General features: G+C 62.4%; 27 protein-coding genes and 1 pseudogene. 14 read left to right on the top strand and 14 right to left on the bottom strand.

Annotation, left to right across the window (positions count from 1 at the left end; genetic code table 11):
• Window positions 1–57: 57 nt before the first annotated feature.
• Window positions 58–906, bottom strand: a complete 849-nt coding sequence (locus VI08_RS09530) for an alpha/beta fold hydrolase (protein WP_045829336.1) — start codon at window positions 904–906, stop codon at window positions 58–60.
• Window positions 907–1,079: 173 nt separating this feature from the next.
• Window positions 1,080–1,265 (bottom strand): hypothetical protein, encoded by a 186-nt coding sequence (locus VI08_RS22045; protein ID WP_045829335.1) that lies wholly within the window; start codon window positions 1,263–1,265, stop codon window positions 1,080–1,082.
• Between the two features lie 223 nt (window positions 1,266–1,488).
• Between VI08_RS22045 and VI08_RS09520 the strand changes: the two genes are divergently transcribed.
• Window positions 1,489–1,716, top strand: a complete 228-nt coding sequence (locus VI08_RS09520) for a DUF2188 domain-containing protein (RefSeq protein ID WP_045829334.1) — start codon at window positions 1,489–1,491, stop codon at window positions 1,714–1,716.
• A gap of 605 nt (window positions 1,717–2,321) precedes the next feature.
• Here VI08_RS09520 and comJ read toward each other — a convergent pair.
• The 6 genes and pseudogenes from comJ to VI08_RS22040 all read right to left on the bottom strand — a co-directional run bounded on the left by comJ (window position 2,322) and on the right by VI08_RS22040 (window position 6,293).
• Window positions 2,322–2,726, bottom strand: coding sequence for a competence protein ComJ (comJ, locus tag VI08_RS09515; protein ID WP_045829333.1), 405 nt, complete (start codon window positions 2,724–2,726; stop codon window positions 2,322–2,324).
• A gap of 218 nt (window positions 2,727–2,944) precedes the next feature.
• Window positions 2,945–3,358, bottom strand: coding sequence for an Imm1 family immunity protein (locus VI08_RS09510; RefSeq protein ID WP_052697800.1), 414 nt, complete (start codon window positions 3,356–3,358; stop codon window positions 2,945–2,947).
• A gap of 724 nt (window positions 3,359–4,082) precedes the next feature.
• Window positions 4,083–4,445 (bottom strand): annotated as a pseudogene (locus tag VI08_RS09505) (Fic family protein); the annotation flags it as partial.
• Window positions 4,446–4,898: 453 nt separating this feature from the next.
• The gene (locus tag VI08_RS09500; RefSeq protein WP_084621410.1) at window positions 4,899–5,234 is read right to left on the bottom strand and encodes a Stf0 family sulfotransferase; all 336 of its coding nucleotides are present in this window, start codon (window positions 5,232–5,234) and stop codon (window positions 4,899–4,901) included.
• A gap of 75 nt (window positions 5,235–5,309) precedes the next feature.
• Window positions 5,310–5,564 (bottom strand): hypothetical protein, encoded by a 255-nt coding sequence (locus VI08_RS21280; RefSeq protein ID WP_084621409.1) that lies wholly within the window; start codon window positions 5,562–5,564, stop codon window positions 5,310–5,312.
• Window positions 5,565–5,936: 372 nt separating this feature from the next.
• A complete protein-coding gene (locus VI08_RS22040; RefSeq protein WP_198148905.1) occupies window positions 5,937–6,293 on the bottom strand; it encodes a hypothetical protein in 357 nt (118 codons plus the stop codon).
• Between VI08_RS22040 and VI08_RS09490 the strand changes: the two genes are divergently transcribed.
• The gene (locus VI08_RS09490; protein WP_332308629.1) at window positions 6,174–8,123 is read left to right on the top strand and encodes a heavy metal translocating P-type ATPase; all 1,950 of its coding nucleotides are present in this window, start codon (window positions 6,174–6,176) and stop codon (window positions 8,121–8,123) included. The genes VI08_RS22040 and VI08_RS09490 overlap by 120 nt on opposite strands.
• A 7-nt stretch (window positions 8,124–8,130) precedes the next feature.
• Here the strand turns inward: VI08_RS09490 and VI08_RS09485 are convergent, their stop codons facing one another.
• Window positions 8,131–8,535 (bottom strand): Fur family transcriptional regulator, encoded by a 405-nt coding sequence (locus VI08_RS09485; RefSeq protein ID WP_052697798.1) that lies wholly within the window; start codon window positions 8,533–8,535, stop codon window positions 8,131–8,133.
• 98 nt (window positions 8,536–8,633) lie between these two features.
• Between VI08_RS09485 and VI08_RS09480 the strand changes: the two genes are divergently transcribed.
• The 11 genes from VI08_RS09480 to VI08_RS09435 all read left to right on the top strand — a co-directional run bounded on the left by VI08_RS09480 (window position 8,634) and on the right by VI08_RS09435 (window position 18,578).
• Window positions 8,634–9,155, top strand: coding sequence for a ZrgA family zinc uptake protein (locus tag VI08_RS09480; protein WP_084621406.1), 522 nt, complete (start codon window positions 8,634–8,636; stop codon window positions 9,153–9,155).
• Between the two features lie 77 nt (window positions 9,156–9,232).
• The gene (locus tag VI08_RS09475; protein ID WP_198148903.1) at window positions 9,233–9,868 is read left to right on the top strand and encodes an ATP-binding cassette domain-containing protein; all 636 of its coding nucleotides are present in this window, start codon (window positions 9,233–9,235) and stop codon (window positions 9,866–9,868) included.
• Between the two features lie 3 nt (window positions 9,869–9,871).
• Window positions 9,872–11,128, top strand: coding sequence for an ABC transporter permease (locus VI08_RS09470; protein WP_045829327.1), 1,257 nt, complete (start codon window positions 9,872–9,874; stop codon window positions 11,126–11,128).
• Window positions 11,128–11,862, top strand: coding sequence for a DUF3299 domain-containing protein (locus VI08_RS09465; RefSeq protein ID WP_052697797.1), 735 nt, complete (start codon window positions 11,128–11,130; stop codon window positions 11,860–11,862). The genes VI08_RS09470 and VI08_RS09465 overlap by 1 nt, the downstream gene beginning before the upstream one ends.
• Window positions 11,859–12,338, top strand: coding sequence for a DUF6176 family protein (locus tag VI08_RS09460; RefSeq protein WP_045829326.1), 480 nt, complete (start codon window positions 11,859–11,861; stop codon window positions 12,336–12,338). Before VI08_RS09465 ends, VI08_RS09460 begins: the two co-directional genes overlap by 4 nt.
• Window positions 12,325–13,605: a GTP-binding protein gene (locus tag VI08_RS09455; protein ID WP_045829325.1), complete on the top strand. Its 1,281-nt coding sequence runs from the start codon at window positions 12,325–12,327 to the stop codon at window positions 13,603–13,605. The genes VI08_RS09460 and VI08_RS09455 overlap by 14 nt, the downstream gene beginning before the upstream one ends.
• Complete coding sequence (locus VI08_RS21720; protein ID WP_198148901.1) at window positions 13,584–14,384, top strand: hypothetical protein; 801 nt, start codon at window positions 13,584–13,586, stop codon at window positions 14,382–14,384. The genes VI08_RS09455 and VI08_RS21720 overlap by 22 nt, the downstream gene beginning before the upstream one ends.
• Before the next feature lie 15 nt (window positions 14,385–14,399).
• Window positions 14,400–16,328 (top strand): CocE/NonD family hydrolase, encoded by a 1,929-nt coding sequence (locus VI08_RS09450; RefSeq protein ID WP_084621404.1) that lies wholly within the window; start codon window positions 14,400–14,402, stop codon window positions 16,326–16,328.
• A gap of 34 nt (window positions 16,329–16,362) precedes the next feature.
• Window positions 16,363–17,391, top strand: a complete 1,029-nt coding sequence (locus VI08_RS09445) for a CobW family GTP-binding protein (protein ID WP_045829324.1) — start codon at window positions 16,363–16,365, stop codon at window positions 17,389–17,391.
• Window positions 17,392–17,438: 47 nt separating this feature from the next.
• Window positions 17,439–17,726 (top strand): hypothetical protein, encoded by a 288-nt coding sequence (locus VI08_RS21715; protein WP_157006543.1) that lies wholly within the window; start codon window positions 17,439–17,441, stop codon window positions 17,724–17,726.
• 108 nt (window positions 17,727–17,834) lie between these two features.
• Entirely contained in the window at window positions 17,835–18,578 is a 744-nt protein-coding gene (locus VI08_RS09435; RefSeq protein WP_157006541.1) for a ZIP family metal transporter, read from the top strand.
• A gap of 140 nt (window positions 18,579–18,718) precedes the next feature.
• Here the strand turns inward: VI08_RS09435 and VI08_RS09430 are convergent, their stop codons facing one another.
• From VI08_RS09430 to VI08_RS09420, 3 genes are all read right to left on the bottom strand, one after another.
• On the bottom strand, window positions 18,719–20,068 hold the full coding sequence (locus VI08_RS09430; RefSeq protein WP_045829321.1) for a cation:proton antiporter: 1,350 nt from the start codon (window positions 20,066–20,068) through the stop codon (window positions 18,719–18,721).
• Window positions 20,069–20,315: 247 nt separating this feature from the next.
• Entirely contained in the window at window positions 20,316–20,708 is a 393-nt protein-coding gene (locus VI08_RS09425) for a low affinity iron permease family protein (RefSeq protein ID WP_045829320.1), read from the bottom strand.
• 433 nt (window positions 20,709–21,141) lie between these two features.
• The gene (locus tag VI08_RS09420) at window positions 21,142–22,155 is read right to left on the bottom strand and encodes a YihY/virulence factor BrkB family protein (protein WP_084621403.1); all 1,014 of its coding nucleotides are present in this window, start codon (window positions 22,153–22,155) and stop codon (window positions 21,142–21,144) included.
• A 182-nt stretch (window positions 22,156–22,337) separates the two neighbouring features.
• Here VI08_RS09420 and VI08_RS09415 point away from each other — a divergent pair, with 182 nt between their 5' ends.
• On the top strand, window positions 22,338–22,718 hold the full coding sequence (locus VI08_RS09415) for a hypothetical protein (protein WP_045829319.1): 381 nt from the start codon (window positions 22,338–22,340) through the stop codon (window positions 22,716–22,718).
• 39 nt (window positions 22,719–22,757) lie between these two features.
• On the opposite strand, the gene VI08_RS09410 is transcribed toward VI08_RS09415, so the two are convergent.
• Together VI08_RS09410 and VI08_RS09405 are read right to left on the bottom strand one after the other, a co-directional pair.
• Complete coding sequence (locus tag VI08_RS09410) at window positions 22,758–23,123, bottom strand: response regulator (protein WP_045829318.1); 366 nt, start codon at window positions 23,121–23,123, stop codon at window positions 22,758–22,760.
• Window positions 23,124–23,360: 237 nt separating this feature from the next.
• Window positions 23,361–25,445: a catalase gene (locus VI08_RS09405; RefSeq protein WP_045829317.1), complete on the bottom strand. Its 2,085-nt coding sequence runs from the start codon at window positions 25,443–25,445 to the stop codon at window positions 23,361–23,363.
• Window positions 25,446–25,762: the final 317 nt, after the last annotated feature.

The following is a 25,762-nucleotide window of genomic DNA, read 5'->3' as shown; positions in this document are numbered from 1 at the left end:
TGGCGTGCCGTTGCGACGAGCCTGCCTCCGTCGTTGACTGGGGCCCATACGAGGTAATCAGACAGCCGGATGAACGTCGCCCCGCAGGAACCCGATGAGGTCGCGGTTGAAGTCGTCCTTGTGGGTAATGACCAGCGCATGCGGCGCGCCGTCATATTCTTTGTAGACCGCGCCCGGAATCTCCTTGGCCAAACGCCGACCGCTCGATTCCACCGGCACGACCTTGTCCGAATCACCATGGATGATGAGGGTCGGCACACGGATGGACGCGACGTCCTGACGGAAGTCCGTCTTGCTGAAGGCGTCGACGCAGTCGAGGGTGCCGTTCTTCGATGCCTGCATGGCGACCATCAGACTGGAATCCAGGGTCGCCTGGCTGACAGGGTGCGAAAGCATGCCCTGACCGAAAAACTGCTTGCCGAAGGCGTCGAGAAATGCCGGGCGTTCTTCCCGCAGTTTGTCCTTCATCTCCTTGAAAACATCCGCGTCCACCCCGTCCGGATTGTTGTCACTCCTCAAAAGGTACGGGGTGACGGCCGACGCAAAGACCACGCTGGCGATGCGGTCGGCACCATGGCGGCTCATGAACCGCGCGACTTCACCGCCTCCCATCGAAAACCCCACAAGGGTCACATTGCGGAGGTCGAGCTCTTCAAGAATGCTGTTGAGGTCGTCAGCGAACGTGTCGTAGTCATACCCGGTCGAGGGATGGTCGGACCGGCCAAAGCCACGGCGGTCATACGCAATGGCCCGGAACCCTGCCTCCGCTACGGCCCCCATCTGGTACTCCCACATGGCCGAGCTCAACGGCCAGCCATGGATGAAGACGACGGGTCGCCCGTGGCCAACTTCCTCGTAAAAGAGCTCCGTCGGCTGGGTTGAGGATTGCGTGGTGATAAAGGGCATGTCGGCTCTCCGGGGTTGAATTGACGAAAATGACGAACCGTCCATCAACACGGAGCGAAGGATGTGGATATCGGGTCGTCAAGGAAACACCGGCCGTAATTGGGCGGAGTGCCAATCAGGTCCCATTCCAACTGTCAGCAGACGACCGACCGACCTGGACAGGCTTCGCTGCTTCAATCCGGCATGACGATGGCTGCCACCATCAAGGCAAAGCTGCCCATGGCCACAAGCGTGTCTCGCACAGTCGGCGGCGGGTATGTGCCATTTCGGTAACCCGCCACAGTCTTGCCGAAGGATTGGAAAATTGGTGCGCGAGGCACGAAAGCCTCCAGCCAGCCGATTAGCAAAAAAGCGCCCATGGCGAGTGCGTGCCGGCGAGTCGGTGCAAGACACATGATGCCAACACCCCAGCCCGCCAGGCTTGCTGCCCAGACCCTTCGTTGCCATGTCACAACCATCAATGCCCTCCCCCATTCGGCGCATCCTAGTATGGGTTCGCCTTCACAATCGTGTTGACGGCCTTGACCCAATTTCGGGCAATGACAGGTAGGGTGGCTCCACCCCGGTTACTCCCTCCCCCCGATGCTTGTCTTCGACATCCCCTTGCACCCGCCGGGCGACACTTGGCATGTGAACCAGCCAGATGGCCGTTGCCACAGCTTTGACGGCCGCCATGCTGCTGTGACCTTCGCCGCGAAACTCGCCGCGCGGCTCGACAGCACCGAGGGTGGAGCATATCTCAGCATCGAGGGCGAGGACGGAAAATGGCGGCTGTTTACCCCGGAGCTCAAAGCCCCCTTGCGAAACTAGCCGAGCCCAGCTACTACGGCTTGGGCCATTGCCCGAACGCTCGTCCACGCCTGTTGCTGGGTGGGATGGGAGCTGGAGTCAGTGCCGATGGCGACCTCCCGGCCTGAGGCGTCGAATGCTTCAAAACGCCCACGATAGTGCCCGTCCGGCATCGCCTCGATGGTGTAGCTACAGGTCGGCCTTGGCATCGTACAATCGTACACCATCGATCTAGCCGAGGCCGATTGGAATTTTCGCTGGTCCGCTTCACGTTTAACAGGGGCCGCCAGCTTCCCGCCGGCGGCCGACGTGGCTTTAGCGGTCAAGCCCCTCGTCCGGGTCCTGCCGGCCGACTTGGTCCGGGTCACCCTCTTCCGGGCCGCCACCCGAGCCCGGGGGTATCTGCGCCGGGTCCCGGTCGGGCTGGTTGGGTTGACCGCCGGCAGGACTGCCGGGTGCTTTGCCTGGGTAAACCACGCCTGTTTCGCTCATTCTGGCTTCGTCGCTCATGGTCGTTCTCCACTGACTGGGCCTTCATGGGGCGCCTGGAGACGTGACGGCGAGGGTAGGCCCGGGTTAGCAGTCGGTGAGCACAGCCGGCAGTTGGTGATGGCGCCTGCGCGAAGTCAGTGCGCAGGTTTGAGCAGCGGCGCCAAGGCAAGGACGAATCGGGGGAGCGCCACGGTGGCGGCCGGTATGTATTCGGACCTTACCCGGTACCGCCCCGCACGAAGCGGAAGTACCCGGGACTCGGAAATACTGGCAACTTCAAGCTCCGCAATGCTGCTGATGTCAAGCAAGACTTCGATAGACCGGACAGCGTCCTGTGCCGGCTCTGGAAAGGCGTCATCCACGATGACATCGACCTGATGGGCCCCATCCTCATCCGAGGCAAAGGAACAACTCTCGGGTCGCCATGAGTAGCCGACCCGGAAGGCCTCGTCTGTCCAGACATTGAACGGATTTTCGAGGTCTGGAGAAAAGACGGCAAGTTGTCGATGGGACACGTCGATGGAAAAAATTTCTCTCATATCGAATGTCCGTTTTTGTCTACCGTTTGGGGACGTTTATGCCGGGCCCCTGTCTGGCTGGTCGCGTAGACCGCCGACAGGGCTGGAGGGAGCTTTGCCTTGGGTCAGCCACGCCTTTTTCGCTCATTCTCGCGTCGTCATTCATGTCGCGCTCCACCGGTGCGGGACCAAATGCCTACCGGCCAAATCGCTGACGAACAGGCTTCAGGCCCACCGCGTCATCCCTTCTGCCACGTAAGACCTGCGCTCATCTCCCCGGTCTCAAAGAAATGCGCGGCAGCCCGAAACGTGGCGTCGCTTCCGTTTAGCAGATTCAACGGATAGTCGCCCTCCTGGCCGCCGACGACAAGCGACCGGGTTGCATCAGGTTTGCCATCGCTCACCAAGTCCCACCAACCAGCGTCTGGGCCGTTACGGGTGTACATGACGATGTACGTCCCGCCCCCTCCACCAATGGTCAGCTTCGGCCAGTCTTCTCCCACACCTCCGAGCACAGCCATGGTATGGACCTTCCCGTCCAGCCGTCCAAGAGTGGCTCGCAGTGATGCGAGTGTGACCTCCACAACGTCACACGCCGGTGTGTACGTCATGCCGTCCAGTTGGTCGATGCTGATTTTTTTCACGTACGGCATCCGGGAAACCCCTCGATTCATTGCGCGGTGAGGACAGCCCCAAGAGCAAGACCACTGACAGCAGTGTCGAAGTTGGACATAGGACGAGCCGCCAAAGACTCATCCTCCGTCTTCCTCTCGCCCCGTCAATCCCCCGGTGGCCTTTCCACCCGACCACCCGGGGCGGCAAGTTGCCGCGCGAGCCTCCTTTTCCAGACGGCGGAGGGGGGGACACCGGGAGTTCCTCCCATTCCCAAGCCTCCCACCGGTCAAAGTCGGACCGGCGTAACGCACAACCCATCCTCCCTCAAGCAACCTGCTTTTGGATTGGGCCTTTGCCAATCGAGGTCCGCATCTGGAAACCGCTGTGCGGTTGCCGGGCGAGGACTCCTGCTGCGCCCGAAGGGTGCCCGTGCGGCTCCCACGTCACAGCGAAAGCGGCGGGCCGACCTGCCCTGGAACTGAAGGATGAACGAGCCGACCATGCACACAAAGGCTGTGACATTGACCAGCCGGCCGAGCCGGTGGGCAGGCCAGCGATTGGCCCTGTAGCCCTTATAGATTTCTGTCAGTTTCATGCGTACGGAAGGCCGCAGGAACGACAGGTCGTACCATGCCAACAAGAGCGCCCCACACAAAAACAAGCAGCTGCTGGGCCGGGGGTCCGTGGCCACCCGGGCGAGTCCGGCGAAAACAAAAATGGCAGCCATGATTTTCTGGCTTCTGGGGATAGGTGGTCTCGACGTCACGACGCACCCCAACGCTCAACGGACCGACCATCCAGGAACCGTTGCGCGACCAGTACCAGATAAGCGAGCAGGGGCTCCCACTCGCCGTGATACTGCGCCTGGCGCAGCCGGATGAGGTACCCGCAACGGGAAAGGTCCGAGAGTTCTGAAAGCGGCAGCAGGGCGGGTGCCTTGCGAGTGCGGTTGAGCGTCCAGTGGAACACCAGCCGTCCTACCCGCCCGTTGCCATCGGAAAACGGATGCAGGTTCATCAAGGCGGTCATGGCGACAACGGCAGCAATGCCCGGATATGCATCAACCCACGTGGACCAGTGTTCGGCAATTCTCTGCAGATGGCCTGCAATCGTGTCGGGTGGGGGGTAACGGACTGCGTTGCCCGCTCTGTCTGGTGCCGAGGCGACCTTCCCTTGCGGAACCCCTCACTTGTTCCGGTCACTGCGTGATGCAGGACCCGTAAAAGACGATTGAAGGCAACCGCGCCCCCGGCCTGGACCTCACCGACGGTTGGAAGCGGCGTTTGGTTGAGGACGTCTGTTTCCCGGAGAGTGCGGCCCGATTCCCTCGTTCTGGTCACTAAGGGCGCCATCCAGGACGAAAGCTCGTGGGCGAGCTCGTCGGCCGACACGGGTCCTGTGCTTCCCGTACAAACAGGGTCACCCACCAGCCACTGAGTTATCCTGTCTACGGCCTCGGACGGGGCACCGATGATGCGGGAAGCAAGCTCTGCTGCAAGGGCCACTTCCCGCGAGGACAACTTCGCCACGTCGGGCAAGTCCATCACTGTCACCGGAAGATGCCGGACGGGTATCTGGTTAGGCGGGGACATCGGTCCGGCTGTCTTCCAGGAAGCGCTCCCGCCACTCCCGGCTGATGCCGTCAGTCTGACGTTCAATCATCGGAATATCGAGCAACCTGCCGCTTTCGGGCGTCACCTGCATCCGCTCGCACAGCATTGCTATGGCGGCCTCCTCGTCTCGCAACAATACCTCATACGTCATCCGCACAGGGGTGACACCGGTCAATTTGAAGGCTTTTTCCCACGCGTCCTTCTGGTGGGTACCATACTCTTCGCCGATGGAAGTGAGCTGCAGGGTGGCGTGCACCTGCAGCGCTCCGATGGGCAGGCGACCTTGTTCGACAAGACACACGGCGTCCCCTTCATCTGGGGTGACACCCCACTAACGGTCGAATTGAAATGGAAGGGCGGTGTCCAGCGGAGAAGTTCAATACAAGGATTTTGGATCGAGCACCTTCTTACTGGAGACAGCCAAGTAATCATGGACGATGACGATGCCAACGAGAGTGCGGATGTCGTTGAGTTCTTCTTTGACGAACTTGAAATCACTTGCCGGCTGTACCACTGCAAATATGCCGGAGGAGACGAGCCTGGCTTGCGAGTCAGCGACGTACAGGTTGTTTGTGCCCAAGCCGTGAGAAGCGCGAAATGGGCTGACGCGCCCCTGGCGCTCATCAATCACCTTCAGCTGCGTGAAGACTCGTCACGACGGGGAGGTAGGCCAACTCGATTCGAAAAAGGAGGTCTCCAGCTACTGAGCATGATAAAGCGCCTTTTGCCGCATCGGCGCTTCAATCTTCAGATCTACGTTGTCCAGCCTGGCTTAGCTCTGAGTGACATTGATCGCAACGTTTCGCTCGTGCTTGGCGCGAGTGATAATTTTGTCCAAGAACTCACCGGGTACCCGCTCACCGTGGTTGGGAGTTGACGTTTCCACCGCTCAAGTATCTCCGTCGACGCAACTAAATCTACAGGTCGCGCAGCCCTGATACGCTGGAGCGGGGGTGGATGTTACGAGGGTCTGCCGTCGAGCGAATTGCAACTTGGCGATGCCCTAGGCGGGACTGCCTAGCACGCCAATCAGCGCAATGAGAATGGTGATGATTGTCTGGTAGAAACTACCCAGCGCGGACAGGACGTCGCCGTTGCTCCAGTGGTCTTTGTCATCAATATCAGGCTTAGCCGATGCCGGCATAGCCGGGGCCGGTTGTACCGCCAAGCCCACTGTCGCTGCGCTTGGTAGCCGTGCTTTGCCGGTTGACTCAGCTACCTTAGGCGCAGATATCGGATGATGCACGCGTGGCGGCTCGTAAGCATAAACAACGCTAGCAAGCATAAAAACAGCCGCAAGAAGGACGCGCTGAGACCACACCGCCACACAGAGCCATCGACGGGCCGATTTCGTATCCATGGTCCCTTTCATAACAGCTCCCTGTCGCATGCGCCAAGACTACCTTCCGCTTCATTCTCGCGCAATCTGCTGATTCCCGCGAGTATTTTTAGGGTAAGGCCAGCTCGCTACCCGGGCCGCTTCCGTTTGGCCACCGGGGCGGGCGGCTTCGCCGGCCGCCGGCTCTTCGGCCCGGCCGCCCTTACGGCCGCCCTTGCCTTAGGCTTCATGGCTAGAGCCTTGACTGGTGCTTGCCGCAAAGCAGCAATCTGGCCGTTCGCCGCAGCCGTAGCCAGTTACGCCGTGGGCCAGATGTTGGAGGACCGCTCGCTGCTTGGTACTCGCGAGGCCGTCGAAGCACTGGCCGCCCTTACGGCCAGCACCGCACGACGGTTCCGTGGCGACACCGTTGAAACCGTGCCCGCGGAGCAACTGGTGGTCGGCGATGTCATCGAACTTCGTCCCGGCGATCGCGTGCCGGCAGATGGCGTGGTGCTCTCGGGCACTGCCAGCATGGATACGGCGTCGCTCACGGGCGAGTCAGTGCCCGTCGAGGTCACCGCTGGCGATACCATCCTTGGCAGCTCGCTGAACCTCAATGGCTTGCTGCAGGTACGCATAGCGCGCGTGGGGGCGCAATCCGCACTGGGCCGCGTGGTCTCGCTCATGCAGGAGGCCGAACGGAGCAAGCCGCCGATCACCCGCCTGCTCGAGCGCTATGCCGGACGTTACCTGGTGCTGATCCTGCTGATCGCGATGATGCTGTGGTTCACTACGCAGAGTGCCGGCGCCGTGCTTGCCCTGCTCGTTGCGGCATGCCCATCGGCCATGGTGCTGGCGGCACCATCCACGGCACTGGCTGCGGTGAGCGTTGCGGCGCGGCATGGCATCCTGGTCAAGAGCAGCGTCGTCTTTGAGCGGCTCGCGGAAGCGAACGCCCTTGTCCTGGATAAGACCGGCACCGTCACCACCGGACGCCTGCGCGTCGTGGCCCTGCAAACAGCGGTGGGCGTGGATACCGCACGCTTTACCGCCGTGGCCGCTGCCCTAGGCACGGCAAGCACGCACCCGGTGGGTCGCGCCATCGCCCACCTGGACGACGACCCTGTCGCCCTCGCTGATGTGCAGGAAGAAGCCGGGTTCGGCATGCGTGCCACCAGCGACCGCGGCGTCGTGCTGATGGGCCGCGATTCGCTGATGCTTCAGAACGGCATTGCGCTGTCGGTACTTCCTGAGCACGACGGCCCCGTGGCAGCCGTGGCCGAAGCGGGCGTGTTACTGGGCTGGGTGTGCCTTGCGGATGAAATACGCGAGCGCGTCACGGAAACGCTCGAGGCTATGCAGGCTCTCGGCTTCCGGCGTCAGGCGCTACTCACCGGTGATCGCCAGGCCGAAGCGCAGCGTGTTGCATGTATCGCCGGGATCACCGAAGTCGTCGCGGGTGCCCTGCCCCCAGACAAGCTGGCGTTCGTGCAGTCGGTGGTGGCCGACGGCGATAAGCCGCTCGTCGTGGGCGATGGCATCAATGATGCACTCGCGCTGCGCGCGGGCCTGGTCGGCATGGCCATGGGTGGGCACGGAAGTGACATCGCCCTGGCATCGGCGGATATCGTGCTCACGGGCGATGATTTCTCGCGCATTGGGACATCGGTGCGACTCGCGCGGCGCGCGCGCCGCACGTTGCGGGTAAACCTCGCCCTGAGCGCGGCCTGGACGCTGGCGCTCGTGATCATTGCCGTCAGCGGCGGCTGGGCAAGCAATGGTGCACTCGCGGCCGCCGTGCTACAGAATGTGGGAGCCTTCATGGTGGTTGCCAATGCTGGTCGGCTTATGAAATTCCACGAATCCTGATGCAGCGCTAGGTCCGCTCGGCGTCACCGTGCAGGGCATGACAGGTCGCGCACGTTCCCCATACCTCAAATATCACGGACGCGATGTTGAAGTCCGTCGTTCGTGCGTGCTCCTCAATCAGCTCGCCCAAGGCCGCATGCTCGAACGAAGAGACTGCATAGCAGTGGCGGCAAAGTAGCAGTCCGGGTTGATCTGCAACGGCAGGCGAACACGCAATAAAAGCCCGCAACGACGCAATCCGGCGTACGAACTTGCGTTCTTCCAGCCAGCCGATACTGCGGTACACGCCGGTCGCGGTGGCCGAAGCGTGTGAAATTTTCAGTTGAGCCAGGACATCGTACGCGCTTAGCGGCGTGCGTTGACGCGCAATGATTTGCAGCACGTCGCGGCGCATCGGGGTCATCGCTTTCATCAAAAGCATGCCTTTTGGCACTTAGGCAAAAAAGGGCTGGCAAGCCAACGGCTGTGCGATGTAATCTATGTTATAACATAACATTGCGAGGCTATTTCATGAAGCTGCCAATGGTGTTTCCTTTCCTTCTCGCCGCCCTTCCCTTCGTCGCTGGGGCAGAGGAACGCCACCTTGGCCCTCATGTCCACGGACAAGCCAGCGTGAACGTATCGGTGCAGGACCCGGCGGTGGACGTCGAGATCAGCTTGCCCGGGCATGATGCCGTCGGATTCGAACACCCGCCGAGATCATCCCAGGAACGCGCGGCCGTCGAGAGGGCTACCGCGACGCTGCAGGGTGCAAGCTGGCTGGTGCCTGCGCCCGGTGCAAGCTGCACGCTGGCGTCGGCGAAGGTTACGCCACACGGCTTTGGTGGTGCTGCCGAGCCAGGCGGCCATGCCGATTTCGACGCGGAGTACCGTTACACCTGCAAGAAGGTGAACGCCCTTACGCACCTCGATGTTCGCCTGGCCGTCGTGTTCCCGGCAGTGCAAAAAGTCGTCGTAAGCACGATCACGGCATCGGGAAGCAACCAGCAAACCTTGCAGGGCCCGGCCACCGGTGTCGATCTCGAGCCATGAGTGAGTCCGCCATGCAGCCGTTGCTGCAAACGCGTTCGCTAAGCCACACATGGCCGCGCGGGGGTCTTTGCCTAGCCATGGATGATCTCGCCGTGATGCCTGGCGAACGCATCTTCCTGCATGGGCCCAGCGGCAGTGGCAAGAGCACGTTGCTCGGGTTGCTGGCGGGTGTGCTAGCGCCATCAGCGGGCGATGTCATCCTCCTTGGCAACTCGTTCGCCAAGGCGCGCGCCGCCGCCCGCGACCGTTTCCGCGCGAACCACCTGGGCTATATATTCCAGCAGTTCAACCTGCTTCCTTTCCTGGGCCCGGTGGAAAATGTGCTGCTTGGCTGCGCATGGTCCATGGCGCGTCGACGCCGCGCCGGCGGCACACGTGACGCCCTGGTGGCAGAGGCAACGCGCCTGCTGGCAGCACTCGGCCTGCGTGAATCCGCATGGTCTCACGCCCGCACCGGCGAGCTCAGCGTAGGCCAGCGGCAGCGCGTCGCGGCAGCTCGCGCGCTTATCGGCGGCCCCGAGCTCTTGCTGGCCGACGAGCCCACTTCCGCGCTGGATACATCGACCCGCGACGCATTCCTCAACCTGCTACTTGCCGAGTGCGGGCGCCACGCGACCAGTGTGGTGTTTGTCAGCCATGACCTTACGCTAGCCGGGCATTTCGACCGCACGATCGCGCTTGGCGCCAAGCACCTCGGCGCCGTGGAAACCTGAGCCATGAAGTTGTTCTATCTCACCCTGAAAAGCATGCGCCAACGCAAAGGCGGCGTGGCGCTGACAGTGTTCACCGTGGCCCTCAGCGTCTTCCTGCTGCTTGGCGTGGAGCGGGTTCGTACCGATGCCCGCCTTGGTTTCGCCAGCACGGTATCCGGTACGGACCTGCTGGTGGGTGCGCGAAGCGGGCCGGTGAACCTCCTGCTCTACTCGATTTTTCACATCGGCGAAGCGACGAACAACATCACGTGGAAGAGCTATCAGGATATTCGCGCCATGCCCGAGGTCGCCTGGACGGTGCCGCTATCCCTGGGCGATTCACACCGTGGGTTCCGTGTGATGGGTACGAGCGTGGACTTCTTCGTGCACTACCACTATGGCCGCGGTAATGCGCTTGCGTTCTTCGCCGGCAAGCCGTTCACCGATCTTTACGATGCCGTGATCGGCGCGGAGGTCGCCCGGCAGCTTCATTACAAGGTAGGTGACCGTATTGTGCTGTCGCACGGCCTGGGCGGCGCCAACTTGGCAACGCATGCGGACAAGCCGTTTCGTATCAGCGGCATCATGGCGCCGACCGGCACGCCCGTGGATGCCACAATCGCCGTGAGCCTGGAGGCCATCGAGGCCATCCATGTCGACTGGCACGCTGGCGTCCGCCTTCCGGGCATGGAGACCTCGGCGGAACAGGCTCGCCACATGGACCTGACACCTAAGGCGATCACGGCCGCACTCGTTGGCTTGCACTCGCGACTCTCCGCCTTCGCGGTCCAGAGCGCGATCAACGACTATCCCGAAGAGCCCCTGCTATCGGTGTTGCCGGGCGTCGCTCTGGGTGAGTTGTGGCACCTGGTGGGCACCGCCGAAAGCGCCTTGCGCGTGGTCAGCCTCATGGTCCTGCTCGTGGGTATCTCCGGCATGCTCACCGCCCTGCTTGGCATGCTGGGCGAACGCCGCCGGGAAATGGCGGTGCTGCGCGCGGTGGGTGCATCCACCCGTACCGTGTTTGCCCTCTTGGTGACGGAAAGTACCTTGCTGACCGTGGCCGGCATGCTGGCTGGCGTGGCACTTCTGGATGCGGTCACCGTGCTCGCTCACGATTACCTCCTGGCGACGGTGGGGCTTGTGATCGACCAGACACCTGCTCCGGGTGAATGGCCGCTGCTCGCGGTAGTGCTTGCCCTGGGCTCCCTGGCAGGCTGCATACCCGGCTGGGTTGCCTACCGACGCTCGCTGGCTGATGGCTTACAGGTGCGCCTGTGATGAAATCCGCTATTGTGTTCGCGGCCTGCATGGCCCTGGCGCTCGCCGCTTGTAGCGGTACCAGTGATCCGTCGCCAGCAGAGGCCTCCGCTGGGCCTGCAGCTTCCGGCACCTCGGCCCTGGCCGCGGCGCAGGCCGAGGCCGATGCGACCCGCGCCGCACGCGCCAAGGCCCAGGTGGATGGCATCGTGGCAGCCCGCGCGTTCGCTGCAGCCCACGGCACGCCAAAGGCCATCACGTCGGCCGGCGCGGCATTACTAGGCCAGACTGACGAGGACGGCTATGCCGATCTGGACTGGAGCCGAATGGTGCCTCCGGAGGACGTCAAGACCCTCGAGAACGCGCCGCCGGTGCTGCACGTGGGCAACCAGCGGATGAAGCAGGTCGGCACGCTTCACACGGTCGCTGAGCTCGATCATCAGAAAGTGAAGCTCTCCGGCTACGTCGTCCCTCTCGAATCCGACGATGACGGCAAGATGGTGGAGTTCTTCTTCGTACCGTTCTACGGCGCCTGTATCCATGTGCCACCGCCGCCGCCGAACATGCTGGTGCACGTCAAACTGGCCAAGGGCATCGACACGCCAAGTTTGTATGACCCGCTGACGTTGAAAGGCGTCCTGCGTACGGAAGTCACGCAGAACGCCATGGCTTCCTCTGCCTACGGCATGCAGGACGCCACGCTCATGCCCTATCAGAACCGCGATGCCGACCGGCTACGGCGGGCGTTTGAATGACACGGCACTCGTTGCTCGTGCTCACGATCGGCCTGTTTACCGGCCTGCTGACCGGCGTGGGCGGTGTCATGCTCTTCTTGCAGGTGCGAACCACGCCGCCGCCACACCTGGTCGTACGCCTGCACCGCTTCGCGCTGCGTCCCGATCAGCTGGACGGCTACGCACAATGGCAGGCGTTCCTGCATGCCAGGCACGATGATGCCGTAGGTACGCTCGAACGTGAGCATATGTACGTCGAGGCCATGTTCCGGGAATCGCACGAACCTTTCACGCTCTACTGGCTTGAGGTCCGTGACGACCAGGGAGCCACGGTAGAGACCTCCGATAGCGGTTTGGACATCAAGCACCGGGAATACATGCACCGGGTCTTGCTGCCAGACAATCACGTGGTGATGACCACCGAGAATGTGCTGGTCGCCCCCTTCATTGACCATGCCATCGCCACCCACAGGAGCGACACCCATGCAAGCTTATGAGGGCCGGCGGGAGCCGTTGCCCGTCACCGTTCTTTCGGGGTTCCTTGGTGCCGGAAAGACCACCCTGCTGAACCACGTGCTGAATAACCGGGAAGGCCGGCGCGTGGCCGTCATCGTCAACGACATGAGCGAAGTCAACATCGATGCGTCGCTCATCCGTGACGGTGGTGCCGACCTTAGCCGAACCGAGGAAAAGCTGGTCGAATTCTCCAACGGCTGCATCTGTTGCACGTTACGCGACGACCTGATGCAGGAAGTGCGCAGGCTCGCCGATGAAGGCCGGTTCGACTATTTATTGATCGAGTCCACGGGTATTGGCGAACCGATGCCCGTGGCCGCCACGTTCCACGTGCGCGACGAGCACGGCTTTTCCCTGTCTGATATCGCGCGCCTGGATACAATGGTCACGGTCGTGGATGGCCGGAGCTTCCTAGCCGACTACTGTTCTACCGATTCCCTCGCCGCGCGCGGTGAAACCAACGGCGCTGACGACGAGCGTTCACTGGTGAACCTTCTCACCGAGCAGGTGGAGTTCGCCGATGTCATCGTGATCAACAAGTGTGACCGGCTGAATGATAACGAGCGCCAGAGCGTGCGGCGCGTTCTGCGTGCCCTGAATCGTGACGCGAGGCTTGTGAACGCGGCTTACGGCGAGGTCGATCTCCACGATGTGCTGAACACCGGCCTTTTCGATTACGACAAGGCACAAACTGCGCCTGGGTGGGTCAAGGAGCTCATGGGTGCGCACACGCCGGAAACGGAAGAGTATGGCATCACCAGCTTTGTCTATCGCGCCACGCGCCCGTTTCATCCAGAACGCTGGCAGAGCTTGCTTGACCGCGGGATAGGCGGCGTGCTCCGCGCCAAGGGCTATTTTTGGCTCGCATCGCGAATGGATTGGGTCGGCAACCTCGCGATCGCCGGCGGCGCTACCGAGGTAACCGCGGCGGGCCACTGGTGGGCGAGCCGCCAGCGGGTACGCAGCGGGTTGCGGCGCCCGTTTGGCAGCGAAGACCTGCGCATCGGGCCACCCGATGCGACGGAGCTTCCCAGTGATGCGCAGCGTCGTGCCTTGCTTGCGTTGTGGCACCCTCGCTACGGCGATCGCCGCCAGGAGCTGGTCATGATCGGCGTCGAGTTGCCCGAGGCTACGATTCGCGCCGAGCTGGACGCTTGCCTGTTGACCGACGATGAAATGATCCGTGGGCCGGTGGCGTGGCAGGTGCTATCCGATCCGTTCCCCGCGTGGTCGCTCGCGGCGCGATGACGCGCCACTGGGGCAAATGGGCACTCGGCGTAATTGCCATCGTAGTCGTCATCGCGGCCCTCGCGATCGCATTGCGATCGCCCGGGTCGCGTTCGAGCGAACCGAGGCGCGGGGTCGCCGGTACAAACAGCGGCGCAACGCCTGCGGCGGCCGCTGTGAACCCCGTCAATGCCACAACAATCAGCGTTGCTGGTGCTGACGCGGTGTCCGTCGGAACGCGCATGGTTCACGATGATGCCGTGGCGGATGATGTGCTGTTCCTCATCATGGCCGCACAACGCGGCCGTTGTGCGCCAGTCCAGGCCCACGATCTGCCACGCATGGCGGTGATCGCCCGTCTCCCGACTCTTTCAGCGGCGGCGGGGTCCAGTGCCGAGGCGGCAGCCCTGCGCCAGGGCGTGCGCAGTGTCGTCCGTGCCATCGTGCATGATGCACCCTGTACAGGCGCACTGGACCTGCGCATAGGCCCCTATACACGCGTCATTGATCCAAAAGCCTATGCAAGCGCTTTTCCTGATAGCTATTTCGACCCATCCCTAATCAGCGCCTCGACAGAGTTCCACGGCGCGGGCTTGCACGATCGTGTTGAAGACACCTGCACACCCGTTGCCTATGCCGTGCTGCCACTGGATGAAACGCGCCCATGGCAATGCGCCGGCATGCGGGCTACGGCCCGGTCGCGCATCCTCGCGCTGTGCCGGGCCGAGGGCGCATCGCCCGACTCCGCCGCAGCGGATATCAAGAACCTCGTGGGCGGATTGCCTGCGAACTGCCAATGACCCATGAGATTTGCCATGACACGCTTCCGCCCGCATCGCCTCAACACGCTTGCCCTCGCCCTCATAATGACCCTGGTGGGACCGGCGTGGGCCGAGCCACCCAAGGATGGGCGGTATAACGCGTTGCCCAGCGAAACACCCGCGGATTTCAAGCCTGCCACCGGCGCTTTCGACTATGAAAAGCGCGATGTCATGATTCTCATGCGCGACGGAGTCAAGCTGCACACCGTGATCCTTGTTCCCAAGGGGGCCAAACATGCAGGCATCCTGTTCACGCGCACGCCGTACAACGCCACGGAGATGACCAGCGCGATCGAGAGCGGTCATCTCGCCGTGAGCGTCAGCCATGATGACGATGCCAGCGATGTCCTGGTGCAGGATGGCTACATTCGCGTGGTCCAGGATATCCGTGGCAAGTACGGCTCAGAGGGCGACTATGTGATGAATCGCCCGGTGCACGGCCCACTCAACCCTACGCCCGTGGATGACTCCACCGACGCCTACGACACCATCGACTGGCTGGTCCACCACGTGGCCGAAAGCAACGGCCGCGTGGCTATCCTGGGTATCTCTTATGACGGGTTCGAACCGCTCATGGCGATCATCCACCCCCACCCTGCCCTGAAGGCCGCAGTGCCAATGAACCCCATGGTGGATGGCTGGATGGGTGACGACTGGTTCCATCACGGCGCGTTCCGGCAGCAGAACCTGGAATACATCTACGAGCAGACCGCGTCTCGCAAGAATGCATTCAAATGGGCGGTGAACTACGCGGACGATTACCAGTTTTTCCTCGAAGGGGTATCCGCGGGCGCCATCGCGCGACACTACGGGATGGAGCAGCTCGGGTTCTGGAACAAGGTCCTTGCCCACCCCGCATACGATGCCTTCTGGTCACAACAAGCCGTCGACAAGATCCTTGCCCACGAGCCCGTGACCGTGCCCACCATGGTCGTTGCGAGCCTGTGGGACCAGGAAGATATCTACGGTGCGTTCGCGGTGTACCACGCCATGAAGGCCCACGACGATGCGAACCGCCTGTTCCTTGTCGCAGGCCCGTGGTTTCACGGGCAGGAAGTGGGCGACGGTAGTTCGCTAGGTGCCGTTCGGTTCGGCTCCGATACCGCGCTGTATTTCCGCCAGCATATCCTCCGCCCGTTCCTGGCCCACTATCTGAAGGATGCCGTGGATGTACCTGCACCCGTCAACGCATTCGTTACGGGCGCGAACCGGTGGGAAACCGGCAGTGCATGGCCCCTGTCGCCCGCGGGCACGCTGACGCTTCGCCCCCAGTCCGACCACGCGCTGCTGCTGGGCGGTGCGTCCAGTGCGAGTGGCAGCGTGTCGTATGTCTCCGATCCCGCGCACCCGGTGCCTTATCGCCCGCGGCCTGTCGGGCCCATGTCGGGGCGTGGCTGGCAGCACTGGCTGACCAACGATCAGCGCGAGGCAGCGTCGCGCCCGGATGTTGCGACCTTTACATCGCAGGTGCTGACCGAACCGGTGCGTATCAGTGGCGCACCCCGTGTGCACCTGGTTGCCAGTACCAGTGGCACCGATGCGGACTGGGTCGTGAAGGTCATTGATGTCTACCCCGACCAAGCGGCGCAACAGCCTGAGATGGGCGGCTATCAGCTGGGCATCAGCATGGATATTTTCCGTGGCCGCTATCGCGAAGGGTTCGACAAGCCTGCCTCGCTCACTGCCAACGTGGCGCTACCGTACGATTTCACGTTGCCCAACGCCAATCATGTGTTCCTGCCGGGGCACCGCATCATGGTGCAGGTGCAATCGAGTTGGTTCCCGCTCTATGACCGTAACCCTCAGCGCTTCGTGCCCAATATCCTGTTGGCCGCGCCCGGTGACTTCGTCCCCGCCGAGCAACGCATCGTGACGGGCGCCGACGGCACCACGATCGACCTGCCCCTGAGCAAAGGCGTGTAATGGATAAGGCCATGGTCAGCTATGGTGACGCACGATGAGCCTGCATGGCCTGCTCAGGCCCGATGTGGTCCAGGCCGCCGGGCCGGTGGATGACCGTGTGCCGGTGACGGTGCTGACCGGATTTCTCGGTGCGGGCAAGACCACCCTGATCAACCGTGTGCTGGCAACGGCAGAAGGTGAGCGGTTGCTCGTCATCGTCAATGAGTTCGGTGACATCGGCGTGGACCATGCCCTCATGGCGCATGCCCACGACGACGGTGTGATCGAACTGGCTGGCGGGTGCGTCTGTTGTTCGCGCAACGGTGATCTGGGCCGTACCCTCGCCGATGCCATCTGGCGATTCTCCCGCCAGGGGCGTCGGGATTTCGATGCCGTGGTCATCGAAACCACGGGGCTGGCGACACCTGAAACCGTGACCGCCGTGCTGCATCGCGATTATCGGGTAGCCGCGCACTACCGCCTCAACGGTGTGGTCACGGTCATCGATGCGTCGTCCGTATTGACTGCGCACCTGGAGCATGCCGAAATCAGCCGCCAAGCCGGAGGTGCCGACCGCATCATCCTCGGGAAAGCGGACCTGTCCGATCCGGGTGCGCTCAGCGAGGTAAGGCGGTGGGCCACGTCCATCAACCCTGTCGCCGATATCGTCGAAAGTGCGGTCACCGCGCCATTTGAGTTGGCCAGCACCGGTTGGCGCCTTGCACCGTTGGCAGCATTGCCGCCCGCGGAGAGGCACGGTGACATGCCCAGCGCGACCGTCGTGATGGCCGACGAGATCGATCCCCATGCTTTTGCCACCTGGCTTGACCTTCTTCTCGTAACGGCCGGCCCGACACTCCTGCGTCTCAAGGGCCTGGTGTGCTGTGGTCCGGACACGTTCCGCCTGGCCATTCACGCCGTCCAGGGAATCGTGCATCCCGCCGCGCGCTTGCGCCAAAAGCCGGTGGGCCAGGGAAGTTATCTGGTCCTGATCGGTGAGGCACTCCGCAACCCGGCCGTTCTAAGCCTGCTTGACGCGTCGGGTGCGTTGTTCGGCGCCACGACGACATATCGGGGATTGTGACATCGACCGCTGCCCAAATCACGCGAGTGTTATGTTATAACATCTATATGACGCCGTTTACCGACGATGAGCGAGATCAACTTTCCGCCGGCGTACGCGCGGGCCTCTTGTCATTGGCATCAAACGACCCATGTGGCTGTGCGGCGCAGATGGGTTCCCTTGCCCTGCTGGCCGGCAGCAGGGGCGATGAGGCATTTGAACGTTTGCTACGTTTGGCGGCGGATGCCGCCCAAGCAGCGCGCGACGGCTCGGATTTACCTACCAAGCTCGCGCTTCGCCGTGTGGTCAGCTATCTCGTAACCATGGGCATCGCCAGCGACGACACCCTGCATTGATGATGAGCGTTCCGGTCGCGCCGCTAGCGGCGCGCCACCCTGGCCGGATCCGGCAGGACCCTCCATGGGTCTTGCCGTTATTCCCGGCAAACTTCCCTAGGACTGCCTGTGTCTTCGTTTCTTCTTGAGCCGGTCATTGCTGCCTGCGTGCTCGCGGCGACCTCACTTTCATCACGCGTGGTGGCGTGGCTTCCTTTGACATACCGACACGTGTGGCTACCTTGGTTACAGACCTTGGCGATTGGCTTGCTGCTGGGCGATGCGCTGCTTCACGTACTGCCGCATGCGTTGGAGGCCGGCAACCCGGCGGAGTCAGCCTTGCTCGCTGCGGCGTTCGGCATCGTCATTCTGATCGCTATCGAATCAGCACTTCGAGGGCTGCGACCGAGCACGTCGGGGGTACTGCCTGCTGCTAGAATGGCCGTGGTGGGAGACCTGGTTCATCACGCGATCGATGGCGTAATTCTGGCCGGTGCCTTTGCGGCGGGGCCTGCGGCAGGCTACGCCGCCCTACTCGCGATTGCGATCCACGAGGTACCGCGTGAAATGAGTGGCGCGGGAGCCCTGGTCGCTTTGGGTTACACGCCCGGACGCGCGTTTGTGCTTTCAGTCGGCGTGGCTCTTGCGGTTCCTGCCACAACCCTGCTCGTCCAGGCGTTGAGCTTGAGCAGCCAATCTATCTCGACGGTTTCGGCATTTGCCGCCGGTACGATCATGTACGTGGCGCTGGCCAATCTCTTGCCTGCCGCCTGGCCACTTTCCAACGGAACGCGCCGCTACGCACCGGCATTGGGCGCCATGGCCGGGCTGACATTCATGGCCTGGCTCGCACGGATCGAACATCATCACTGAATAGCTCTGAGCCGGCAACGTTCTATTCGCATGTGTAGAGCCAATCATTGCTTTAGGCGTTGCAAGCGAACGGTGTAGCGAGAGCGCAGCGATAAGTTGTTGACTAGCCCGATGGGCGCCACTCGATACGTCTTGCTGCGTCAGGAATGCGACTTCGTGTGAGCCTCGAGCATCGCCTCGCGCCAGCGCATTAGCGGCGTCACACTCATACCGTGCGCCAGTACGCTGGCAGTGACAACCGTGATCGCGATGCTCTCGAGCATCGCAGGTAGCTTTTCGTCTAGTCCGTGACCCATCGCGAATGCCAGATAGTTCAAAGTACCCAATCCGCGCACACCGAACCATCCGATCAACAGACGTCGTTGCCAAGGCACGTTGCTGCCTATGGTCGACAGCCAGACGGCGACCGGACGAATGCCGAGCATAAGAGCCGCTGCCAGAGCGACACCGCTCCAGTGAAGGGCCGGAATGGCCACCACGCCGACGACCAGTACAAGGGTTGCAGCGATGAGCCGTTCCACGGTTTCGCCAAAGGAAAGGGCGTCGGATACCACCCACCCGACGGTTTGTCCGGGATGCTCAATGGCGGCGACGGCCCGCTCGTTGGGATTAACCTGCATCTCGGCCGGGGTCAAATCCATCGGCTCGGTCTGCGGGTCCCCGGCTATATGCTCACTCACTCGTAGTTCCACGCGGCGCAGGCCGACTCCGGCAGCGAACGCGGCCAGAAAGCCCGAGGCATGCACCGACTCAGCTAGCGCGTACACCCCAATCATGATGCCTAAGGCCAGAAAGTCGCTGGGTGCCACGTCGCGGGTGGCATGGCGCAGATGAGTGCCTAGATAGCCCAGTCCCCAGCCTCCCACGAGCCCGATGGCGATTCCGGCGATCAGCCCCCAGAAGACATCGGCGGTCAGCCAATGGACCCAGACCTCAACGAGCGTTGCGCCCGGGAGCATCAAGGCAAGCGCGAGCAGAAGCAGGCGCAACGCCGTGGCGTCATTCAGCCCCGCTTCGCCCGATAGGGCCACCCTTAGTGCGTCGTCATCACGCGCATCGTCCACGGAGACCAGCGAGGCAAGCACCGGGTCCGTCGGGCTGACGATGGCGGCCAGGGCAAGGGCCCAGGCGAAGGGCCAGCCGAGCGCGTAGTGGACCAACATCGCCACTCCTGTCGCGGTCAACAGCATGGCAGGCAGGGCCAGACGCAGCGCCATCCGCCAGCCGCCGTGGCGAAACGGCAGACGTAACTTCAGCCCTGTGATGAAGAGGGAGACGACCATGGCCGCCTCGGAAACCACTCTCAGCCAGTGAATATGCTCGGCGTTGGAGGTCAGGTGAGTCAGGCCGAGGACGCCAGGCCCGACGAGGATGCCGCCGGCGAGGTAAAGCGCAAATGTCGTGACGGGACCGCGGCGGATCCACCCCGATAAAAACGAGGTCAGCAGAAGCAAACCAGACGCAAAAAGGAGCCATCCCAGTGCATGCATGGCTCATCGTGGCGACGGGCCGGTCAACGCCGCGCGAACCCAGATTCGAGGGTCAGGGAGCCCGCCAATGCCGCGTCTTGTGGCGTCGCCTTGGTCGTGATTGCCCCTTGGAAGCCAGAGGGGTTTTTGAGCTGGAGCGTGACCTTGCGCAATGCGCCGCCTTCTTCAGGCGAGGACGTCTCCGGCATCACGGATCCCGAGCACCTTTAGCAGCCGTAGGCTCGGAGACGGCCAATCTGCAGCGCGCTCATCCCTGCTGGCCGGCCGCGGCGGCATTTCGGGCGGCTTCTGCCCGACGAACGTACTCATCCCGGATTTTGTCGAGCTCGGCCTGATCGAGATGCTCCAGATCCATCAGTTCATCGTTTGCGTGCTTGAGTGCACTGATGATCTCATCAAGCTTCAGGTGCACGGCGCAACTGTCTCGGTTTTGCGAACTCTGGATAAGGAACACCATCAAGAACGTCACGATTGTCGTGCCGGTGTTGACCACCAGCTGCCATGTCTCGCTGTAGTGGAAGTACGGGCCGCACGCGCCCCAAATGGCGACCAAAACGGCCGCGCCAATAGACGCGGCAGGCGTACCAGAGGCATTCGCGGCCCACGTGGTGAGCCGGTTGAACAGCGAGGGGTGGGTCATAGGCGCTCCGCAGTGCCGCTGTTATAGCGTGACGGCGCGAAGAAGCAAGTCCCCGTAAATTCCTACGGTTATCCTATGGTTGGCGCAGGCAGGGTAGCTCGCGATTGCGTGAGGAAACGTTGCAGGTCACGTCCGTGCAACGATCCCGCTTGTGGATCGCAAAGGCCGCAAGTCGTGGACGCCGCCATCGCCTTTTCTCGCTCCCATCTGTCCCCCATGCACGTCTTTCGGCGAAGTCGTCGCGCCTAAGAACGCGGTCCGGCCGCTTCACCCCGCCCTTCGGGGGCACCTGCAATGACCCATGCACCCAGGATCGCTTGCACGTCAATGAATCCTAGGGAACGGCTCTGAAAGCTCGGCCGACGAACCGACTCCATGGGTCCCCCGCGGGCGTCTGGCAGGCCAGGCAGAAAAGATCGATTCGCCGCCCATCTCACTTCGGTCGGCGCCCTCGATGCGTTAGCAAGCCTACAACGACGCCAGCGGCGACAAGCGCTGCAGGACCTGCCAGCGCCGACGGCCCCGGCCGCCGCGTTCGCGACTTCGCGGCCGCACCGGGTTCACCCGGTGCGCCGACTTCAGCAGGCGCGGCTTCGATCTGAACGGCGTGAGCGTTGGGACGAATGGGTTTTCCGCGCGCCTCGGCGAGGCTGCGGGTCAGCTCCGCGCCAACGAGAACGATGACCGATGAGTAATAGGTCCAGGTCAGCAGGACAACGAAGGCGCCTGCCGGACCGTAGGCACCGCCGACATTGCTGTGAGCCACATAGAGACCGATGGCGAACTCACCTGCCAAGAACAGGGCCGTCGTCACCGCGGCGCCCAAGAGCGCGTCGCTCCAGTCGATCACCGCGTCGGGTAGGACGCGGAACATCAGCAGGAAGGCGCCAAGGAAGACGACCACCGATACCGCATACTTGACGATCGTCCACCCGGTCCCCTGCCCCGTGAAGACAGCCTGGATCACAGCGCTGACCACCAGCGAGATGATCAGAAGAAACGCTACCCCGCCAAGCAGGGCAAACGCACGTGCCCGCGCCCGAAGCCACGTACCCACGGCCGCACCGGGCTTGGGCTTTACCCGCCAGACGCGGTCCAGCGTGCCCTGGAGCTGGGCGAATACGGCCGAGGCGCTGAATACCGTCACGAGCAGGCCAACGATTCCTGCCACATGACCCAACTGCGGGTGCTCGTGGGCACTGGCAATTACCGATTCCAACGACGAGGCCGCTTTTTCGCCAACGGTCGTCTGTAGCGCTTCAGTCAGCTGTTGCTCAAGCCCTGGGTGGAGCATGGACAATGTCCACACCAAGAGCAACAGCACCGGGGCCACCGATAACGCCGCGTAGAATGCGAGGGCGGCGGCACGCGTCATCAGCTCATCGTCGCCGAAGCCGTCTATGGTGGCTTTGGCAAGGCGTTTTACCACGGAAGGAATGGCTGGCATGGTCGCGTCTCCGACAAGTGCTCACAGGGCAGGATGCGTGGCGAACAATGCGCTGAGCCTCGTGTGGGCCAGGTGACCGCTGTAGCTGCGTGAGATACGCCGCCTCACCTGCCCTAAAGCCTAGTCCGACCGTGCCGTTAAGCCTTCGAAGGCCCGGGGGCGGGCTGGTCACCGAGGCAGCCATGACTGACTTTCGAATCCGCATCATTCTTGCGCTCGGCGCTTTGGCAACCATGTCCTCTGGGACCGCACTGGCGGCCTGCTCAGTAAAGGACTTTGCCGTTGAATCGTTCGCCGTGAAGTTGCAACAAGGGTCCGGCCAGCCGCGCTTCAGCATGAAGGGTCAGTTGGTCAACCACTGTGCCGAAGCGGCTGCCGCGCAGATTCGCATCGACGCGAAAGATGCATCCGGTAAAGTTCTGGCCAGTAAGCAAGGTTGGCCCGCCGGGACGTCGAACATTGAGCCAGGCAAATCGGTCGACTTCGACCTCGGCCGCCTTTTTCGCTACCAGTCGGACATGAGCGATTACACGGTCTTGGTTTCGGACGCCAAGACCTGGTGAATAGGAAGCTTTCTTACGACATGCTAGCGGGAGTTACCGTCAGCTCGCAGCAACGAGTGACCCGCACTCCGCAATAATTTTGGCGCCCTGCATCGGTTTCGACAGGAAACGGCGCGGATGCAGGTCCGCTGGCACATCCGCCGCGTCGCTGGCGGAGAGAAACGCGTACGGGATGCCCCGGTCTTGCAGGACGCGCGCAAGATTGAATGAGGTGCCATCGGGTAGGTTCACATCCAGAAGAGCCCCGTCGAACCGCTCGGAGCCGACGTGCGCGTCGGCCTCCGAGCAGGTCTTGTATGGCCCAAGTACCGTGGCACCCTCGCCCTCGAGAATTGTGCTCAGGATCATCCCAATCAGCTCGTCGTCCTCAACGACGAGCAACTTGGAGCCTGTTAAGGATTTCATAGAGGGTGCCGACGGATGGGGGGTAGGTCACGCTCCCACCGGAGAGGTGAACTACCCGTAGCCAGGACGGTCTGTCGCATTCACATGCTCGCCAACGTCTTAGCTCAGCCGTGCCGGCACATGTCGCCGGCACGGCGGGTCGTGACGCGGGTGCAGAGTTAAGCGACCATTGCAATCAGCGAAAGGCGCACCTATGCCAGCGGCGCCGTTGATCAACAGGTAGCGCCCATCGTGCTGTCAGGGCAAGATACGAACGCCTGCCTCCCGCTCGAAATACCGGCCTTTAGCACCTTCGATAAAGGCGCTCGCTTTCGATGCCGCGATGACGCCCGCATCGGCTTCCAGGCCGGATGCATCAAACAAGGCTCTGCCCCCCTCGTCCAGAGCGATAGCCTTGAGGTGGCCGAAAGCGTCGCGCACGAAATCCACGGCGGCTGCCTCGCTCACTAGCTGCCCTGCCCCCTCCTCGCTCAGGATGATGGCCACCGCATCGAAATTGATCGATGGCGTACCGGCGAGCTGCCCGTCGGCAGCCAGTTTCTTCCCGTCCGACAGGAGCGCCCCGCCGACCTTCGGCGCTACGATTTTAACGGTTGCACCGGCGGCCTCGGTAGCCTTGACCAGTGCCGCGACCGCCTTGGCATCGGAGCCGTCGTTGAGCAGGATCCCGACGACCCGCCCCTCCAGCGTTTTCTTCATCTTGCCGATAATCTGCAACGCCGGTGATGTGGGCATATCCAGAACCGGCGCCTTGGCCGGCGGCGCCGGCGGCAGGTCGTCCAAGGCGAGACCCGCGGCAATACGAACCGCCAGATCGTTATCGATGTGCCGCAGATGACCCACGACAGCCTCACGCACGTGCTGCGTGTCGACCTTGGACAATTCGAAGACAAGGGCAGAAGCGATGTGCGCCTGTTCGAACTCCGTCTGGCTCAGATAGAACATGCGGGCCTGGCTGTAGTGGTCGGCGAAGGTCTCGGGGCGGACCCGCCCTCGGGTACCAGCCTCTTCCGCCGGATAGGAGCGGAATCCGCTTTGCGCGTCCTCTCGCGGCGAGTCCGCCTGCAGCGAACTCGGACCATAAGCCACGCGACCTTTCGGCACCTGGTGCTGCATATGCCCGTCTCGCTGATGATTGGCGAAGGGGCACTTGGGCGCATTGATGGGCAGCTGGTGAAAATTGGGCGAGCCAAGCCGGGAGAGTTGCGTGTCGAGATATGAGAAGAGCCGACCGTGAAGCAGCGGGTCGTTGCTGAAGTCCAGACCAGGCACCAAATGCGATGGACAAAAGGCGACTTGCTCGGTTTCAGCGAAGAAGTTATCCGGCCAGCGGTCAAGCACCATCCGACCGATTATCTTCAGCGGCACAAGCTCTTCGGGGATGAGCTTGGTCGCATCGAGGTGATCGAACGGGAAGTGGGCGGCTTCATCCTCGGTGAAGAGCTGTACGCCGAGCTCCCATTCCGGGAAATTTCCCGCCTGGATGGACTCGAAAAGGTCGCGACGGTGGAAATCTGGGTCCGCGCCGGCAAGCTTTACCGCCTCGTCCCACACGGTAGACTGCAGACCCAGCTTCGGGCGCCAGTGGAACTTTACGAAGGTGCTATCGCCCTTTGCATTGACCAGGCGGAACGAGTGGATGCCAAACCCCTCGATCATGCGCAGTGACCGGGGAATCGCCCGATCTGACATCGCCCACATGATCATGTGAAATGCTTCGGGCGTAAGGGAGATGAAGTCCCAGAAGGTATCGTGGGCGCTGGCGGCCTGGGGAAACCCGCGATCGGGCTCCATTTTCACGGCATGGATGAGGTCAGGGAACTTGATCGCATCTTGGATGAAGAACACCGGGATGTTGTTTCCCACCAAGTCCCAATTGCCCTGCTTGGTATAAAGCTTGACAGCGAAGCCGCGCACATCGCGCGGGGTATCCACGGAACCCGAACCGCCGGCCACAGTCGAGAACCGAGTGAACACGGGGGTTTGCTCGCCTACCTCGGTGAGGACGCTAGCAGTCGTGTAGTCCGCCAGCGATTCGGTCAGCTCGAAGAAACCATGGGCCGCGGAGCCACGAGCATGGACGATGCGCTCCGGGATGCGTTCGTGGTCGAAGTGGGTAATTTTCTCTCGAAGGATGAAGTCCTCAAGCAGGACCGGACCCCGCGGAGCGATTTTCAGCGAATTCTCGTTATCGCTCAAAGGCAGGCCCTGGTTGGTCGTCATCACCGGATGCGAGCCGCCTGCTTGTTGATGGAGTTCATCTCCGTTGCCGCGCACGTCAGCGCGCGACGGGTCGGACGAGGCATTTTTCTTCGTGGCCATGGCGGGTCTCTGCTAGGTGAATCTCGAGCTTGGACGCTCGGCCGTATAGGGCAGGTTCATTTCTGACAGGAACCATTCACGCTACGCTAACCATGGAACGCGATGTCCCCCGAGTCATGTCTTTGGCGAGGATCGTGCGGCATGATGCAATTGGACCCCAGCCTCCCCGTGAGGACGCCTGAGGGCGATGGCAACGCTCTACTCGCACGCGCGCCACGCGCTCCCACCAACGCCAAGGCGAAGCGGTCATCGCGGACCTGATCTATCGCGCGTGGACAGTTTCCGGTGGAAGGGGGTGTCCGCAGTTGACCCGTCCA

Source organism: Luteibacter yeojuensis (genome assembly GCF_000964085.1).
GTDB classification, from domain to species: Bacteria; Pseudomonadota; Gammaproteobacteria; order Xanthomonadales; family Rhodanobacteraceae; genus Luteibacter; species Luteibacter yeojuensis_A.
This window is presented reverse-complemented; position numbering and strand designations above follow the sequence as displayed.